This window comes from Rhodococcus sp. WY5, from assembly GCF_018588185.1.
GTDB classification, from domain to species: domain Bacteria; phylum Actinomycetota; class Actinomycetes; order Mycobacteriales; family Mycobacteriaceae; genus Rhodococcus_F; species Rhodococcus_F qingshengii.
On record NZ_JAAMPR010000001.1, the window covers coordinates 4,114,554 to 4,131,221 of the forward strand.

The 16,668-nt window shown below is 62.8% G+C and carries 16 protein-coding genes; 14 read left to right on the forward strand and 2 right to left on the reverse strand.

What is annotated here, in order from left to right; genetic code table 11:
• The first annotated feature begins 168 nt into the window (after window positions 1-168).
• From G4D79_RS19100 to G4D79_RS19120, 5 genes are all read left to right on the forward strand, one after another.
• Entirely contained in the window at window positions 169-903 is a 735-nt protein-coding gene (locus tag G4D79_RS19100) for a hypothetical protein (RefSeq protein WP_007731975.1), read from the forward strand.
• Complete coding sequence (locus G4D79_RS19105; RefSeq protein ID WP_231783390.1) at window positions 900-1,514, forward strand: class F sortase; 615 nt, start codon at window positions 900-902, stop codon at window positions 1,512-1,514. The genes G4D79_RS19100 and G4D79_RS19105 overlap by 4 nt, the downstream gene beginning before the upstream one ends.
• Window positions 1,515-1,607: 93 nt before the next feature.
• Window positions 1,608-2,408 carry a bifunctional hydroxymethylpyrimidine kinase/phosphomethylpyrimidine kinase gene (thiD, locus tag G4D79_RS19110; protein ID WP_003946192.1) on the forward strand — a complete coding sequence of 267 codons (801 nt, stop codon included), beginning with the start codon at window positions 1,608-1,610 and terminating at the stop codon, window positions 2,406-2,408.
• A gap of 48 nt (window positions 2,409-2,456) precedes the next feature.
• On the forward strand, window positions 2,457-4,940 hold the full coding sequence (gene pepN / locus G4D79_RS19115) for an aminopeptidase N (RefSeq protein WP_099698223.1): 2,484 nt from the start codon (window positions 2,457-2,459) through the stop codon (window positions 4,938-4,940).
• Between the two features lie 65 nt (window positions 4,941-5,005).
• Window positions 5,006-6,295: an esterase family protein gene (locus G4D79_RS19120; protein ID WP_099698224.1), complete on the forward strand. Its 1,290-nt coding sequence runs from the start codon at window positions 5,006-5,008 to the stop codon at window positions 6,293-6,295.
• Here G4D79_RS19120 and G4D79_RS19125 read toward each other — a convergent pair.
• On the reverse strand, window positions 6,257-8,524 hold the full coding sequence (locus G4D79_RS19125) for a DUF2254 family protein (RefSeq protein WP_099698225.1): 2,268 nt from the start codon (window positions 8,522-8,524) through the stop codon (window positions 6,257-6,259). The genes G4D79_RS19120 and G4D79_RS19125 overlap by 39 nt on opposite strands.
• Window positions 8,525-8,528: 4 nt before the next feature.
• Window positions 8,529-10,664 carry a bifunctional lysylphosphatidylglycerol flippase/synthetase MprF gene (locus G4D79_RS19130; protein ID WP_075833258.1) on the reverse strand — a complete coding sequence of 712 codons (2,136 nt, stop codon included), beginning with the start codon at window positions 10,662-10,664 and terminating at the stop codon, window positions 8,529-8,531.
• A 139-nt stretch (window positions 10,665-10,803) separates the two neighbouring features.
• Between G4D79_RS19130 and G4D79_RS19135 the strand changes: the two genes are divergently transcribed.
• From G4D79_RS19135 to G4D79_RS19175, 9 genes are all read left to right on the forward strand, one after another.
• Window positions 10,804-11,418 (forward strand): CoA pyrophosphatase, encoded by a 615-nt coding sequence (locus G4D79_RS19135; protein ID WP_003946186.1) that lies wholly within the window; start codon window positions 10,804-10,806, stop codon window positions 11,416-11,418.
• A gap of 109 nt (window positions 11,419-11,527) precedes the next feature.
• A complete protein-coding gene (locus tag G4D79_RS19140) occupies window positions 11,528-12,127 on the forward strand; it encodes a CDP-alcohol phosphatidyltransferase family protein (RefSeq protein ID WP_030537518.1) in 600 nt (199 codons plus the stop codon).
• Window positions 12,124-12,990 carry a DUF881 domain-containing protein gene (locus G4D79_RS19145; protein WP_003946177.1) on the forward strand — a complete coding sequence of 289 codons (867 nt, stop codon included), beginning with the start codon at window positions 12,124-12,126 and terminating at the stop codon, window positions 12,988-12,990. The genes G4D79_RS19140 and G4D79_RS19145 overlap by 4 nt, the downstream gene beginning before the upstream one ends.
• Before the next feature lie 13 nt (window positions 12,991-13,003).
• Window positions 13,004-13,354 (forward strand): small basic family protein, encoded by a 351-nt coding sequence (locus tag G4D79_RS19150; protein WP_003946178.1) that lies wholly within the window; start codon window positions 13,004-13,006, stop codon window positions 13,352-13,354.
• A 3-nt stretch (window positions 13,355-13,357) separates the two neighbouring features.
• A complete protein-coding gene (locus tag G4D79_RS19155) occupies window positions 13,358-14,140 on the forward strand; it encodes a DUF881 domain-containing protein (protein WP_099698226.1) in 783 nt (260 codons plus the stop codon).
• A gap of 45 nt (window positions 14,141-14,185) precedes the next feature.
• Window positions 14,186-14,590: a glycine cleavage system protein GcvH gene (gcvH, locus tag G4D79_RS19160; RefSeq protein WP_003946160.1), complete on the forward strand. Its 405-nt coding sequence runs from the start codon at window positions 14,186-14,188 to the stop codon at window positions 14,588-14,590.
• 211 nt (window positions 14,591-14,801) lie between these two features.
• A complete protein-coding gene (gene garA / locus G4D79_RS19165; RefSeq protein WP_003946166.1) occupies window positions 14,802-15,296 on the forward strand; it encodes a glycogen accumulation regulator GarA in 495 nt (164 codons plus the stop codon).
• Window positions 15,296-16,033 (forward strand): MerR family transcriptional regulator, encoded by a 738-nt coding sequence (locus G4D79_RS19170; protein ID WP_003946161.1) that lies wholly within the window; start codon window positions 15,296-15,298, stop codon window positions 16,031-16,033. The genes garA and G4D79_RS19170 overlap by 1 nt, the downstream gene beginning before the upstream one ends.
• Window positions 16,034-16,126: 93 nt before the next feature.
• Window positions 16,127-16,600 (forward strand): bifunctional nuclease family protein, encoded by a 474-nt coding sequence (locus G4D79_RS19175; protein WP_099698227.1) that lies wholly within the window; start codon window positions 16,127-16,129, stop codon window positions 16,598-16,600.
• The last annotated feature ends 68 nt before the right edge of the window (window positions 16,601-16,668 follow it).

Genomic DNA, 16,668 nt, shown 5'->3' on the forward strand with positions numbered 1-16,668 from the left:
ATCCGATGTACCCCTTGCCGGAACGCGTGTGCGGAGAAATTGCTCGTAACCGAAGTTCACAGAAAACAAGAGGAATTCGGCACGGAATTCGACCTATTTGTCCAGCTGTACTGGTATTTTGACTGAATTGACCGGAAGCTACGGTCCGCGGAAAAAGGTAGCGAGAGAATGACGATCTTCGGCAGGCGTACCGCGGGCATCACCGCGACGGCCTTCGTCTTGGCGACCGTTGTGTCGACAGCACTCCCCGCAGTGGGATCGGCTGCCCCCGTTTCGCTCACCCGCGCGTGCAACTCGGAAATCAACGAAAATTCGATGTCACTCGATCCGGCCGTGATCGACGGTTGGTACGACATCTCGACTGGATCGCCTGGAACGAAAATCAACTCGATCGAGGCGTGGCGGACAGTGCCGGGAGACATCCTCGAGTTTCGCGCATCGGTGACGATCAGAGCCCACGGAAGTCCCGTCCGAGGGACCCTTCGGATCGACGGCGCCGGCTTGACCGGAGATCAGGATTTGATCTCCAGAATGACGTTGACCCAAGATCTCGGCCGGTCAGGGTCAACGGTCACCGACGCTGACGACGGTTCGGTCATCCCCGTACGTGCCAAGCTCGCATTCGACGTCACAACTCCTGGACAAGTCGCGCAGAACCAGACGGTCAACCTCTCGGCAGTCAAGATTGTCTTGGCAGGCGACACCACCGATCCGGGAGGTGAGTGCCCCGGCCCCGGCCCCGGCGGCGGGGGCGGGGGGAATGGAAGCGGTGGCGGAAACGGCAGCGGTGGTGACGGTTCCGGTGGGAACGGTGGGGATTCCGGTGACGCACTTCCCGGTCGTGACGTAGGAAACCGAGTACCAATTGCCCAGATTCCGTCCGGCCCGACTTCTCGTCCGTGACAGCGGCACCTGGATCCACGGCCAGCCGAACGTGGGCCGCTGCAGTAGTGGCGACAATGCTCTTGATCGGCGGATGTTCCGACGACGGTGACTCGCCGACCCGCGTCCTCGCGACCGGCCAACAAGATTTGCCGCCAGAGATTCGCGCGGTGGTCGACGGTCCGGATGTCCCGACCACGCTGCGCACAGGCAACAGCACCGCTGACATCCTGCCGATCAAGACGACGACGGACGGCTCGCTCATTCCGCCCGAGGATGTCAGTGAGATCGGATGGTGGGCAGATTCGGCATTTCCCGGCTCCGGCGCGGGCACTGTGGTGATCACCGGACACATCAACGACATCTATCAGGGTGACGGTTTCGGAAAGAAGTTCTCGACACTGGAAATCGGCTCGGTCGTGACCGTGGCGGGCGCCGGGGGACAGACCTGGAACTACCGTATCGATGCGGTCGATCACTACAGCAAGGACGGCGAGCTGCCGGTCGAGCGATTGAACAGCCTCGACGGACCCGAAACCCTCGCGCTGATCACCTGCGGCGGCGAGTTCGTCGGTCCGCCGTTCGGATACGAGGACAACGACGTCGCGTGGGGAACTCCGGTGCCCGCATAGCCGAAAACCAGACGTCGGAACGGTTGATAAACTGGGTCCCGCGTTCGTGGCCATCCACGCACGTTTCGAAAGTCCGAAGAAGGAGATTGTGCTGTGGTTGACCTCGCCTATGTCATCGCTGGGTCCGAAGCGACTGGCGGTGCCGGCCTGCAGGTCGACCTGAAGACGTTCCAGGCATTGGACGTCTACGGCGTAGCGACCACCACATGTATCGTCTCGTTCGATCCCAAGAACAACTGGGGTCATCGCTTCGTACCGATCGCTCCTGACGTGATCGCTGATCAGATCGAGGCTGCCACTGCGGCTCACGATCTGGACGTCGTCAAGATCGGCATGTTGGGCACGCCCGCCACCATCGAGGTTGTGGCAGAGGGCCTGCGTCGGCAGTCCTGGCGCCACGTCGTCCTCGACCCGGTCCTGATCTGCAAGGGCCAGGAGCCCGGCGCGGCTCTCGATACTGATACAGCACTTCGTGATTCGATCCTCCCGCTCGCCACCGTCGTCACACCCAACCTGTTCGAGGCACGCACCCTCGCCGGAATGGACAGCATCGAAAGCGTCGACGACCTCATCGAGGCCGCACGTCGTATCCATGATCTCGGACCCAAGTACGTGCTCGCAAAGGGCGGTGTCGAACTCGCCGGTGGCGACGCCGTCGACGTGTTGTTCGACGGGACCGACGTGACTGTTCTCTCCGCCCCCAAGGTCGGCGAAGAGCGCGTCTCGGGTGCCGGTTGCACGCTGGCCGCCGCAGTGACCGCGGAGCTGGCAAAAGGCGCCGACGTGGGAGAAGCCGTCGCTCTGGCAAAGAAGTTCGTCACGGCGGGCATCGAAGGCCGCGTCTCGGCGCACACGCCGTTCGACACCGTCTGGCAGGGCGCGTTCAAGGGATAGGCGCACGGCGGCTCACATCGCCGCGCGCGGCCTGGCAGGATCGAGTGCGTGAGTACTGCGAACCTGAATCGAAGCGAAGTCGCCGAACGATCTCGAGCCATCTCCGTCGCCGGTTACCGGGTGGAGTTGGATCTGCGATCGGCGGTCGACTCCGCCGTGAAGACCTTTTCGACGGTCACGACAATTGATCTGACGTCCTCGGTGGAGTCCACGTGGCTCGATTTCATCGGTGCTGCAGTCGATTCCGTGGACGTCGACGGTGCGTCGATTCCGGTGGAGTACGACGGATCCCGGATCGTGCTGCGCGGACTCGGCGGATCGAACGTCGTTCGGGTGGCAGCTCACGGCAACTACAGCCGTTCCGGTGAAGGGCTGCACCGATTTGTCGACGACGCTGACGATCAGACGTATCTGTACACGCAATACGAGCCCGCCGATGCCAGGCGTGTTTTCGCCTGCTTCGAGCAGCCGGACCTCAAGGCGCCCTTCACATTCGAGGTGACAGCACCTGACGGCTGGGAAGTCCTGTCGAATCAGCCCGCGACCCAGACTCTCTCCGTGGACGGTGCACAACGCGTCACTTTCGCCCCGTCGCTGCCGATCTCGACCTACATCACCGCGATCGCGGCCGGGCCGTATCACCGCGTGGCGTCGTCGTGGAGTCGCGGCGAACTCACTGTCGAGTTGGGTGCGCTGTGCCGGGCGTCGTTGGCTCCACACCTCGATGCAGACAACGTTTTCGACATCACCCGTCAGGGGTTGGACTTCTACGCCGAGTACTTCGACTATCCGTATCCGTTCGGCAAGTACGACCAGATCTTTGTCCCCGAGTACAACCTCGGCGCCATGGAGAACCCGGGACTGGTGACCTTCACCGAGGCATACGTGTTCCGCGGCTCCGCAACCGACGAGCAGCATCAGCGCCGCGCCAACACGATCCTGCACGAAATGGCGCACATGTGGTTCGGCGATCTCGTGACCATGGTCTGGTGGGACGACCTGTGGCTCAAGGAATCTTTTGCCGATTTCATGGGATCGCTGGTCAGCGCCGAAGCCACTCGCTTCACCGATGCCTGGGTGGCATTCGCCATCAAGCGAAAAGCGTGGGCGTACCTCCAAGATCAGCTGCCGACGACTCATCCCATCGTCGCCGACATCGTCGATCTCGAAGCTGCGAAGCTGAACTTCGACGGAATCACCTACGCCAAGGGCGCCAGTGTCCTCAAACAACTTGTGGCGTTCGTCGGCCGTGACGCGTTCTTCGAAGCGGCACGACGGTACTTCAAGGCCCACGCCTTCGGGAACACCACGCTGGTTGATCTGCTCGACGTGCTCACGGAGACTTCCGGACGTGATGTGCGCGAATGGGCCCGAATCTGGTTGCAGACCACCGGAGTGTCCACGCTGTCGCTCGACGGAACAGACCTGGTCCAGACGGACCCGAGGCCGCATCGGCTCGCAGTCGGAATCTACGACTACAACGAGTCCGGAGACCTTGTTCGCACCGAACGCGTCGAACTCGACATCACCGAATCACGCACGTCGGTCGACCTTCCGCCCGGAGCACTCACACTGCTCAACGACGAAGACCTCACCTACGCCAAGGTGCGATTGGACGCGGAATCTCTGTCCACTGTCGAGGCATCCCTGGACCGCGTGAGCGATCCGCTTGCGCGCGGGGTGATCTGGTCGTCGCTGTGGAACTCGGTGCGTGATGCGCAGCTCTCGGTGTTCCGGTACCTCGACATGGTGGAACGATTCGCTCCCGCGGAGACAGATCTTGCGATTCTCAGCTCGATCCTGACCGATGCCCAATACGCGGTTCTTCACTACGTTCCGAAAAGCTTGCGGCCCAATGTAAGTGCAGGCTGGTTGGAAACGACCTGGAAGGCGGTGTTCGAAGCCGAACCGGAGTCCGGAAGACAGCTGGCATGGGCACGGGCTCTGTCGGCCGCTGCAGCGGTCAACGATGCTCGCGCCGACGAGGTGCGGTCGATACTCGACGGCACCTGCCCGGGGCCGGTCGGACTGGCTCTCGATCCTGATCTGCGGTGGGCATTGTGGATCGCCCTGTCGGCGACCGGCCATGCGAGTGTGAGCGACTTCGACGGTGAGCTGAGCAAGGACAGCACGTCAGCGGGTCGAACGGCGTACGTCCGCGCCGCGGCGTCGATTCCCGATGCCGAGACCAAGGCGGCTGCCTGGGCGTCGGCGACCACTGACGGCTCACTCTCGAACGACCGCCTGGATGCGACGATCGCCGGATTCCGTTCGGGCACGGACCCGTCGTTGATCGAGGGATATGCGGCAGAGTACTTCTCGTCCCTGGGGAAGTGGTGGTCCGAACGCAGCATCGAGATCGCCCGACGGTTGGTGAACGGACTCTTCCCGGCAGCTGAAGACACCTCTGCTGTCGATTCCTGGATCCAGGCCAATGCTGAGGCGCCCGCGTCGCTGCGGAGGCTTGTTCTCGAGCGTCGGGATCACCTGGCCCGAGACCTACGTGCCCAGGCGTCGAACGCGGTGATCTGACGCCATCAGCTCCGAAATGTCCTGTTCTTGGATATTGTCTAAACAGGGCTGCGACAGGAGACGACGTGCACACGATCACGGATCTGTCGCTGGTCACGGGCCCGGTTCCGCCCGTGGTGACGGTGCTCGGAATTCTGGCACTTCTCTGGCTGATCTTCTCGAGATCGAGGCGTCACGTGCTGATCTCGATTCCGGTCTGCATCGTCGCGGCAATCGCGATCACTCTCGTGCTGTACTGGCTGATCGAGAAGGTGTGGCACCCGTTCCCCGATCCGATTGCCCGTCCGGTCTACGTGTGGATCGGGTTGGGCATTCTCGGCGTGCTGCTGGGTGGCTCGCGGGTATTTGCGGCGACGCGGATCGACGGTCGCGTGCTCACCGTGGTCTCGGTGCTCCTGGTGGTCGTGTCGAGCGCGGCTCACGTGAATCTGCAGTTCCAGTCGTATCCGACGTTGGGAACAGCGCTGGGACTCTCGGACGCGGAGAAGGTTTCACTCGCCGACCTGGACGACGGCAAGGACGGGGCGGTACCGGTTTCGCAATGGAAGGCTCCCGCGGACATGCCGTCGGCGGGCAAGGTCAGCACGGTCACGATTGCGGGGACGGTCTCCGGATTCAGCGCCCGCGACGCCGAGATCTACCTACCGCCCGCGTATTTCACCAACCCGCGACCGGAGTTGCCCGTGTTGGTCCTGCTTGCCGGCCAACCAGGCGCGCCCGAGGACTGGCTACAGGGCGGACGTCTCGTCCAGACCATGGACACCTACGCCGCTGCGCATTCGGGCTTGGCTCCCGTTGTCGTCGTTGCTGACGGGACCGGGTCGGAACTGGCGAATCCGCTCTGCGTCGATTCTCAACTCGGGAACGTCGCAACGTACCTTTCGCGCGATGTTCCCGACTGGGTGCGCGGGAACCTCCAGGTGGATCCCGACCCGAGGAAGTGGGCGATCGGGGGACTTTCCTACGGCGGTACCTGCGCGTTCCAGATGGCAACGAACTTCCCCGCGGTGTATCCGACGTTCCTGGATCTGTCCGGTCAGATCGAACCCACACTCGGCGATCGCAAGCAGACGGTCGATGCAGCGTTCGGCGGCAATGACGCCGCGTTCGTGGCAGTGAATCCGCAGGATCTGCTCCGGGAGAAGAAGTTCCCCGACAGCGCCGGGGTGTTCGTGGTCGGCAAACAGGACAACGACTACCGCCCAGGTCTTCAAACGCTCTACGAAGCCGCAAAGGCCGCAGGGATGGACGTCCAGTACGCCGAGGTCGACGGAGGGCACAGCTTCCAGGTGTGGTCGGCTGGATTGGCGAGTCAATTAGGTTGGCTGGGAACGCGACTCGGTCTGCCCGGATGAACGATCGTCCGGAAGTTCCGAAGACCCGATGATCAGCGGGTGAATTCTTCCGGTCGCCCCGGCTTCGGAGCCCAATCCCTGCGGATCCGCCACACTCGCGAGCCGAAGGTCGAGTGCGCCGGTCCATTCTCGGGTCAATTGCGCATCGAGTGCGTCGACGCGCTCGAGTAGCGGAGGGTGCTGGTCCGGCGGGCAGGCTTCGAGCAAGGTCGCGAATACCGCGCGCAGACGACGCTGGACCTGCGCGGAATTGGTACTGAAGTGCCGGATCTCGTCGGTGGCGACGGACACGTAATCGGTCCAGGTGCGTTGCTGCCCTCTGATCAGCGTGAGATCCGAGGTTGACGTGTCGAAGCGGACCCGCGGGGCGAGAAGTACCAGAAGATCTTCGATGTGGTCGAGAGCCTGGACGGCTCGGCCCGGGTCGTTGATGGCGGGTGACAGTGCCTTGAGCGCGATGTCCACGATCGACTGAAGCGCTGCACCGGGGCTGACGACCGGGCTGTGCGTGTCACCGAAGATCAAGCACGACATCAAAGTGTCCGGGCGTACCTTCAGCGACGGTCCGCGTACCTCGAAGAGGGGCGCGTTCTGGGCGACGAACTCGCCGATGCTGGGGACGACCTCGACCGAGACGTCCCAGCGGCCGGCCAACCGCTGCAGGCGTGCGAGATCGATCGCCAGCAGAATCCGGCCGTCGGGTGAGAGGTGGCGCAGGCGAATCACCAGTGCGTCGGCGCTCTCGGAGGTTTCGGACTCGTGCGGTTGGTGGAGGGGAAGTGGCTGACTGGGTTTCGGTGCGCCCGAGGGTAAGTCCTCGTACAGCGGATAGGCACGAATCGTCGCGCTCCGGCCCTGGGCCGCTATCCAACGCAGCAACCGACTGGAATTGAGAATCGACCCGACCTTCGCCACCAACGCGATGAACAGGATCGCACTGGCCAATGCCAGAAGCAGTGCGATCGCCGTGGAGATGGTCGGTGAGGAATTCTCCGAATCGAGCGCCAGATCGAGCGCAATGATCAAGGAGAAGACGAACGTGGCCAGAAACATGCCGATCGACCACCGCATCACCCGCTGCTGCGCGAGCATCGGGACCACCCGCACCGAAATCTGCGAGGCGCCGAACTGCATTGCGAGGGTGATGGCGGTGAACACCAGACCGGTGAGAGTGATCATCCCGCCGGCGATGACGCTGAGCAGCGTCGCGGTGGCCCCGGCGTCGACGCCCTCGGAAATGGTACCGACGTCGCCGTCGCTGACCAGGTCTCCGTCGATCCCGACGAGGATGTTCGCGGTGACGACGGACAGGACGACGAGGATCACCGGGAGACGCCAGACGGGGACTGTTCGTAGTCGTCGGCGAGTTCGACGCCAGCGAATTCTGTCCGAGAGCCGCCGCGACAATCCGACCTTCGACGTGGGGGTTGTGGTGTCGACGACGGGGAGCGGTGGTGGGGGCGGGGGAGTGGAACCGAAACTTCCCGACACCGTTTCCTGAACGTAGATCTTCGCGTGGATCATCGGCTCGCGATAACGCTGTTCACGGGCCACTGCCCGGCTCATCTTCGCCGGCTTGTCGCGGTAACGCGAGCGCGCCCACGGGGCACCCGGGCGACTCAACCGAATTGCTCCGATCAACAGAAGTGGGGTGAAGAACAGCCCGATCAAGCCGGTCCAGAGTTTGCCCTTCATCAACGTGATCACGGCGAGTCCGAGTTGGATGACGATCGCGACGACAACGCCGATCAACGTCGCCAGGCTACGGTCCTGCTCGTACGGGTCGAACTCTCCCGCGAACCCGATCGGGTGGACCCCGAGAAGGAAAAGGAACGAGATCGCGATGGCAACGAACACCGCGTCGATGGACGAGCGACCCTCCTCGGCCCAGTAGACATCGCGCAGATGCAACACGAGCGCGTACTCGTCGAGGACCAACGCGCTGCCGATACCGAACACCGACGCGAGAACACAATTGGCGATCGGGGTGTGATAGTCGGCCAGAGCGATGAAGGCGAAGCCGGACACGAGCATCATCATCAAACCGAAAACCATGTGGTGGATGTGCATTCCACCGGGCGTGACATTGCCTGGCCACCACGAGACCTCGGCCCGGATCATCCGGACGCTGAAGCGGATGAACAGGAACGTCAGGACAAAGGCGAGTAGGAGGAAGAACAGCGGGAGCCTGCCGGTGTCGACGACCGTGTGCTCGAACCAGGACCGCACGGCGTCAACTCTTGCTGGTGGCGAGCTTGATCAGCTGAGGAGCCGTTGCGTCGGGCAGGTAGGCACGCGTCAGTGCGATTCCGATCCGAGGCAGGTCGGCCTCGTCGCGGAAACACAGGAAAACGGGTTCGTACCTCGGCTTGAACTTCTTCTTGAACGCGTGAAGAGACCGGAAGCCGTAGAGCGGTTCCATCGCGGCTCCGAGCATGTCCAGCAGGCGGTCCATCGATGCGGCGTCGGCGCCGTCGTCGCTGCGGGCGAGCGGTGCTCCGGACAGTGAGACGAATTGGGCACCTTGTTCTTTGAACTCGAGGGCCGACGATGCGATGAGGAACTCGACCACCGGACGGAACCCGTCGGGACGTCGACGCATGACGTCGAGTGTCCAACCCCGAACCACGCCGCCTTCGCCGTACACCGGCAACCACGAGGTGACGCCGTGAATGCTTCCGGTCGGGTCGACGGCCAAGCCGACCCGGACGTCGCGGTCGAGCGCCTCCTCGACGCTTCCGAGGGTGAACCCCATCTCGGGTAGCCCCTTGTCGCCCACCCATTCCTCGGAGATGGCGCGCACCTGAGCCAATACGGAGAACGGCTCGTCGGCCAATGTTGTCATCCGGAAGGTGATGTCGTCCTTCTTGGCCTTGTTGAGCGCCGAGCGGATGTCCTGCCAGGATTTACCGGTGAACTGCAGTTCTGGTAGGTCGACGATCGTGTCTTCGGCGACCTGAACGGTGCGCCAGCCACGCCGGGTGGCGGCGTCGGCTGTCTCCTTCCCCACGGAGAACAAGCAGGGAGTGAGGCCGTTGGCTTCGGACATCGTCGTGAATTCGTCGACCGCTGCGGCAAGTCGGTCGGGGCTCGCTATCGGATCGGCCAGGACCACGACGACACCGACATGCCGTTGGAATGCAACGACGCTCTCACCCGACTCGCCGAAGTAGTAACTGTTGCCGTCCCACGTCGTCATCCACGACATGGTTCCGCCGCCGTGTCGTTTGAGTAGTTCCCGAGCGGCGGCGCGCGGATCGTTCCCGGACAACGGCCCGCCTCGAATCTTGCGCCGCATCGGTACGTGAAAAGCGTGGCGGCCCTTGATCAACAAGATGAGTTCGAGAAGCCAGAGCAGCGCGGTACCGACCGTGACGGCGCCGGCGCTCTCGTAGTCGAAGAAGATGACCGAGACGAGGACGAGGGCGGTGGCCAAAACCGTCAGTGAACCGAACACCACGGCAACCCACCAGGCCCAGCGGCGACCTCGTCGCAACTGGTCCGCGATCAGGGCAACGATGACCACGTCGATCAATGCCGTCCAGCCCGAACCGGTTTCGGCTTCCGTCGGCCCGAACGGTCCGCTTCCGGGGAACAGCCAGACGGCGATCTCGACCACGCCGATCAGGAGCAGGCCGATGAATCCGAGCAGGCGGATCTCGCGTCGCGTTCGGGGGATGAACCCGCGCTCTCCGTCGCCGAAGAACTTCTCGCCCACCGGCAGGAATATCGCGACCGCGATGAGGTGCTGCACGTCGGCGAGGCGGCCTTCGAAGAGGAACGCGATCGCAATGTACGCGCACAGAATGGCGCGCACTCGCATTCGCCAGGGCGAGCGGAGTGTTGCCGTGGTCGCGGCGAGTGCGGCGATGATTGCGGTGGTCACGCCGACGTCGCGGTGGGTGGCGAGGTTGCGAGCCCAATCCCAGTCGGTGTGGCTGCCCGCCCAGAGGAGGAGCGATGCACCGAGTTCGCCCGCCAACTGACCGCTGATCGTGACGATGGCCGCGTTCTTGGTTCCCAGGCGCCATTCGCACCAGCCGACCGCGAAGGCAAAAACGACGATGATCGAAACATACTGACCCGGCGTCAATCCGAAGAACCACCCCGTGACGAGAGTCCACCACTTGCCTTCCTGCAAGGCAGGAACTCCGTAGGCGATGTCGTTGAACCACGAATAGGTACGGACGTGATTCCACAGGGCGCCGGTCGCGATCCCGACGACGGTGATGGTGAGCACGACGCTCGCGGTGAACGGCACACGCCGCAGGACGCTCAGCGTGTCGGAAGCAAAGCGAGAGGCCCGATTCGACGCGCCCGGCGCGCCCTGGTCGGTCTGCGGGGTGGGGGTCTGGGACTGCTCAGCCATCGAGGTTCTCTTCTCGCCATGCCGCACGGTGGATTCTGCCTGTTCAGCATGACAGGAATACAGACCGATAATCAGGCGAAGCGGCCAAAATGGACCAGACTGGCTGAGGGTCTCAGTCTCGTGGCGCTACTGTCGAGCCATGGTGAACGGAGATTTACTGAATCGGGACCACGTGGTCGCCTCACTTGCCGCTTTCGAACCTCGGTCGGTCGAATTGGACGGAAGGCGCTCGGCGTCGGTGGTCATCGTCGTCATGCGGACAGCGGACGGAACACCAGTGTTCCCGGTGACGAAGCGGCCGAGCAAGATGCGCGCCCACCCCGGTCAATTCGCGTTGCCGGGCGGAAGCGTCGACCCGGGCGAGTCGTCCGAACAGGCAGCGGTTCGGGAACTTTCCGAGGAGCTGGGTGTCGACGTTCCCGAGTCGAAGATCATCGGCCGGCTCGACGACTACGTCACTCGTTCGGGATTCGTGATCCGGCCGTTCGTCATGTGGTCGGGCGAGGACATCGGGGGACTGGTACCCAATCCCGACGAGGTGGCCCAGGTGTATGCCGTCACGTCGGAGGAGCTCGACGTGGACTCGCGCTTCGTCACCATCGAGGAGTCACCGAACCCGGTGATCCAATGGCCGTTCCGAACGAGCCTGATCCATGCGCCGACCGGAGCCGTCATCTATCAGTTCCGCGAAGTGCTGAACGGACGGCACACGCGCATCGACAAGCTCGAGCAGCCGGTGTTCGCCTGGAGATAAGGGCAGCTCGACACGCTCGGGACAGTTCAGGCTACGGCGCCTCGACGAATAGTCCGTCGTGCTGTGGAAAGCTGGCCGCACGGCAATCGAACGACGCGAGGTGTGTGCAGTGAACTCTGGCGAACAAGAACCGATCCCCACGGACCGGATTCTCACTGTTCCCAACGTGCTCAGTATCGTGCGTCTACTCGCTCTGCCGCTGTTCGCCTACCTGCTGCTCGTCACGCACTCGGACGGCTGGGCATTGGCGCTGCTGATGCTCAGCGGGTTCACCGACTGGCTCGACGGCAAGCTGGCCAGAGTGCTCGGACAGACCTCGCGTCTGGGAGCGCTTCTCGACCCGCTGGTCGATCGTCTGTACGTCGTGACGACACTGGTCACCTTCGTCGCCCGCGATTTCATTCCCTGGTGGGTCGCAGCGATACTCATCGGCCGTGATCTTCTGCTTGCGTTGACGCTGCCGATCTACCGCAGGCGTGGCCTGCCACCGCCCGAGGTGGTTTATCTCGGCAAGGCTGCGACCTTCCTGCTGATGTTCGCTCTGCCGTTGATTCTTGCCGGGCACGGAGACTGGGCCATCGGACCGTTCACCCATGCCTTCGGTTTCGCTTTCCTGATCTGGGGAACCGTCCTGTACGTGTGGACTGCCGCGATCTACGTGCTCAAGGCCGTTGACGTTGCGCGAACCCACGAGGTCGTGCCCCGATGAAGTCGACCGGGGAGGACGTCCGTCGTAACCCGGTACCGTCGCTGCTTCGGTCACTCATGACCGAACATCTCGACCCGGGCTACGAGGCAACTGCATTCGAACGCCAGCACGAGCACACCAAGAACAGATCCTCGAAGACGGGGCCGTGGCTGGCCCTCGGCGCACTGTTGATCGGGTTCATCGTCACGGTCTCGGCTGTTCAGGCGACGAAGCAGGTGACCGGCACCGAAGAGGTTCGAAGCGAGTTGGTGGCGAAGGTCCGTGATGCGGAGGATCGAATCGATTCACTGGCCGCGTCCCGCGATTCACTCGGCGGCGCCGTCGACGCCGCGCGCGGCGTGGCGCTCGAAGGCGATGCACGCGGCAGCGCCGTCCTCGACCAACTGCGAGCGGTCGAATCCGGCGCAGGAGCCGAAGCTGTTCACGGGGAAGGACTGGTGGTGACGTTGACGGACCCGGCCGGACGCCCGAACCTCTCGGATGCGTCGCAACGGAGTGTCGGCGGCAAGACCGTCGTTCTCGATCGCGATCTGCAGACCGTCGTCAACGCATTATGGGCGGGCGGCGCCGAGGCGATCGCAGTCGGCGGCGTGCGAATCGGGCCGACGGTGACCATCCGTCAGGCGGGCGGCGCGATGCTCGTCGACAACCAACCTGTTTTCTCCCCGTACCTCGTCGAGGCGATCGGAGACACGCGAGCACTGCAGCGGAAATTCGTCGTCAGCGACGCCTACGTGAGAATGTCTAGCGTCTCGCAACTGTACGGAGTCGGTTTCGCGGTGGCCGAAGACGATTCGTTGACTCTGCCGCCTGCGGCGCCTCGCGCCGTCCGAGTGGCAACAGAACCCACAGAACCCAAGTGACAGAAGGAGTTCGATGAAGGCCGGTTCCGCCCTGTACGGACTCGCAGCACTGGTCGTCGGCATCGTCCTGGGCGTAGTTTTCAGCCCGCAGGTGCCCGACGTGATCCAGCCCTATCTTCCGATCGCTGTCGTTGCGGCGCTCGACGCCGTCTTCGGTGGACTACGCGCGTATCTGGACGAAATCTTCGACGCGAAGGTGTTCGTGGTTTCCTTCGTCTTCAACGTGCTCGTCGCGTCGTTGATCGTCTGGCTCGGTGATCAGTTGGGTGTCGGTACTCAACTCTCGACGGCGATCGTCGTCGTGTTGGGTATACGGATCTTCGGCAACGCAGCGGCATTGCGACGCCGACTGTTCGGAGCGTGAGTCATGGCGGAACATTCCACGACCGAACCGGAAGAAGAACCTCCCGTCACCACTGCGGGTGAAGGTCGTCACGAGTTGCGTTCACCGTCCAAACACCGCACCAACGTCGTCTTCGCAATCCTCGCTGCTGTGCTGTTGGGCGTGCTCGGCGTTGCGATTGCCACACAGGTACGCAGCACAGTGGCCGGAGATTCACTCGACGCCGCGCGCCCTGCCGACCTCCTGGTGGTTCTCGACAATTTGAATCGGCGCGAAGCCGCGCTGAGGCAGGAAGTCGCGAATCTTCAGGAATCGCTTGCCACTTTGGAAGCCGGTGGCAACACGGGAGCAGCGCTGGACGAGGCGCGGGCGCGGCTGACCTCACTCTCCATTCAAGTGGGGACCGCTCCGGCCACTGGACCGGGTGTGACGATGACCCTGACAGATCCGGCGGGCGGCGTCGGATCGGAAGTGATTCTCGATCTCATCCAGGAACTGCGTGCTGCCGGTGCCGAAGCCATCTCGATCGTAGGTGCGAACGGCGAACCCATTCGTATCGGCGTGAACTCGTGGGTGAGTGGGCGCGGCGGCGAGATCGAATTGGACGGAACCCGGATCGAGCAGCCGTACACTGTGACCGCGATCGGAGATCCGCCGACATTGGCGGCAGCGTTGAACATTCCCGGAGGCGTCTTCGACAATGTCGCACGCAATGGCGGAACGTCGTCCGTCGAGCAATCGCAGCAGGTCACGATCTCCGTCTTGCGACAATTGAATCCGCGCCAATACGCTCAACCCGGAAATTGATCTTTTTGCGTCCGACTTTCGGACGGCCTGTGAAAGGAAGCCACTGTGAGTGAGCTCGATACACCTACCGATCTGCGCTACACCGCGGAGCACGAGTGGGTGAAGCGAACCGGCCCGACCTCAGTTCGAGTCGGTATCACCGACTTTGCTCAGTCGCAGCTCGGTGACGTCGTGTTCGTCCAGCTTCCCGCTGTCGACGAAGACGTGACCGCCGGTGAATCGCTCGGTGAGGTCGAGTCGACCAAGAGCGTCTCCGACATCTTTGCTCCGTTCACTGCGAAAGTTCTTGCAGCGAACGGTGAATTGGACGGACAGCCCGACCTCGTCAACACCGACCCGTACGACACGGGTTGGTTGGTCGAACTCGAGGTTGCCGACGAGGCCACACTCGACGCCGCACTCGCGGCAACTCTGGACGCGGAGGCATACAAGGGACTCACGTCCGAGTAGAAAACCTGCGCGTGGACCGGCCAACTCGTGTTGTGTCGCGGCCTGTCTCGCTGCACACGGCGGTCTGCGCAGGGTACGGTCGTTAGGTACGCATGTGCCGAGTCGGGGCGCAGGGCCGTATCGAACGTGACTGTGAAAGATGCTCGTGAAGAAAGTGCACTGCGTAGTCCAGTGATTCATGATCTGGATGATTGACCCAGGAGGAGAAACAGTGAGCGAGAACGGTAACGACGCGGGCTATGGGGAGTCGCCGGCGGAGACCACTTCGGTTTTCCGCGCGGACTTCCTCAATGAGCTCGACAACACCTCCTCTGCAGCACCGGCCGCCGAGCAGCCGGTTTCGGGCGTGGAAGGCCTTCCCGCCGGAGCCGCACTTCTGGTGGTCAAGCGGGGACCGAATGCAGGATCCCGCTTCTTGCTCGATCAGCCGACGACGTCGGCAGGTCGGCACCCGGACAGCGACATCTTCCTGGACGACGTGACCGTCAGCCGTCGTCACGCCGAGTTCCGTCAGGAAGATGCAGATTTCCACGTCGTCGACGTCGGAAGCCTCAACGGCACCTACGTCAACCGTGAGCCTGTCGATTCGGCAGTTCTCGCGAATGGTGACGAGGTTCAGATCGGCAAGTTCCGTCTGGTGTTCCTCACCGGCCCTCGTGCCGGCGGTTCGCAGGTCGGCGAGTCGTCAGCAGGTGCGGGTAGCTAATGACGGCAGTGCGGCAGCAGAGCCAGCCCGGAATGTCGATTGGTTCCGTGCTGGATCGGTTGCGTCCAGATTTTCCCGACGTGACGATTTCGAAGATCCGTTTCCTCGAGTCCGAGGGCTTGATCAGCCCGCAACGGACACCGTCGGGATACCGCAGATTCTCTGTCGAGGACTGCGAGCGTCTTCGCTTCGTGCTGACCGCTCAACGCGATCAGTACCTGCCGCTCAAAGTGATCAAAGAACAACTCGAAGCGATCGACAGTGGCGCAGCGACGGTGAGTGCAGAAGTTCCTGCGCCTCGTCGTGCTCGCGTCCTGTCGATCGCTACGGGCGATGTCTCACCCGAGGCGTTCCGGGTCGATCGCGAAGTTCGAGTCGGTCGTCAGGATCTTCTCGCGCGCGCTGACATCGACGATCGGTTTCTGACCGATCTGATCCGCACCGGTTTGGTCGTTCCCGGCGCGGCGGGATTCTTCGACGAGGATGCCGTGACGTTGGCGCGCACCGCTAAGGCGATGTCCGAGTACGGCTTGGAGGTTCGCCATCTGCGGGCGTTCAAGTTGGCTGCTGATCGCGAAGCGGGGCTGGTGACTCAGATCGCCGGACCGGTTGCCAAGGGTCGTGACGCCGGAGCACGTGATCGTGCCGAGGAAATGGTGCGGGAGCTGGCCGCTCTGTCACTGACTTTGCACACGTGTCTGGTCAAATCGGCAGTTCGGGGAAGTCTCGATCGCTGAGTTCCTCGATCAGCGGGGCACACTCGAATAGAATTTCAGTACGACCGCATCGGAGTCGGTCGGCTGGATCACGTCAGGTTGGAGGCAAGCTCGATGGGCGAAATGCGTGTGATCGGAGTTCGTGTCGAGCAGCCTCAGAATCAGCCGGTCCTGTTGCTGCGAGAGTCCGACGGCGATCGGTACCTGCCGATCTGGATCGGGCAAACCGAAGCTACCGCGATTGTTCTCGAACAACAGGGAGTCGAGCCGGCGCGGCCGCTGACTCACGACCTGATCAAGATCTTGATCGAATCTTTCGGTCGGAGCCTCAAGGAAGTTCGGATCGTGGACCTGCAAGAGGGCACTTTCTACGCGGATCTCGTCTTCGACGAGCAGACCACTGTCTCGGCACGTCCGTCGGACTCGATTGCATTGGCCCTGCGCATCGGCGTTCCGATCTTCGCGTCGGAGGCTGTTCTCGCCGAGGCCGGTCTGGTCATTCCCGACGAGCGCGAAGACGAGGTCGAGAAGTTCAAGGAATTCCTCGAAACCATCTCGCCGGACGATTTCAAAGCCACTGATGGTTAGCCTGAATTGACTGGTTGCGGACTTTAGTCTTCAACTCTCAAGTAGAGGTTGAGTCTCGGTCGGCGTGT

Excerpts from the sequence above, each read along its gene's own strand:
- G4D79_RS19100 (WP_007731975.1), top strand. The coding sequence starts at position 169 with ATGACGATCTTCGGCAGGCGTACCGCGGGCATCACCGCGACGGCCTTC.
- G4D79_RS19130 (WP_075833258.1), bottom strand. The coding sequence starts at position 10,664 with ATGGCTGAGCAGTCCCAGACCCCCACCCCGCAGACCGACCAGGGCGCG.
- G4D79_RS19135 (WP_003946186.1), top strand. The coding sequence starts at position 10,804 with ATGGTGAACGGAGATTTACTGAATCGGGACCACGTGGTCGCCTCACTT.
- G4D79_RS19145 (WP_003946177.1), top strand. The coding sequence starts at position 12,124 with ATGAAGTCGACCGGGGAGGACGTCCGTCGTAACCCGGTACCGTCGCTG.
- G4D79_RS19150 (WP_003946178.1), top strand. The coding sequence starts at position 13,004 with ATGAAGGCCGGTTCCGCCCTGTACGGACTCGCAGCACTGGTCGTCGGC.
- G4D79_RS19155 (WP_099698226.1), top strand. The coding sequence starts at position 13,358 with ATGGCGGAACATTCCACGACCGAACCGGAAGAAGAACCTCCCGTCACC.
- G4D79_RS19170 (WP_003946161.1), top strand. The coding sequence starts at position 15,296 with ATGACGGCAGTGCGGCAGCAGAGCCAGCCCGGAATGTCGATTGGTTCC.
- G4D79_RS19175 (WP_099698227.1), top strand. The coding sequence starts at position 16,127 with ATGGGCGAAATGCGTGTGATCGGAGTTCGTGTCGAGCAGCCTCAGAAT.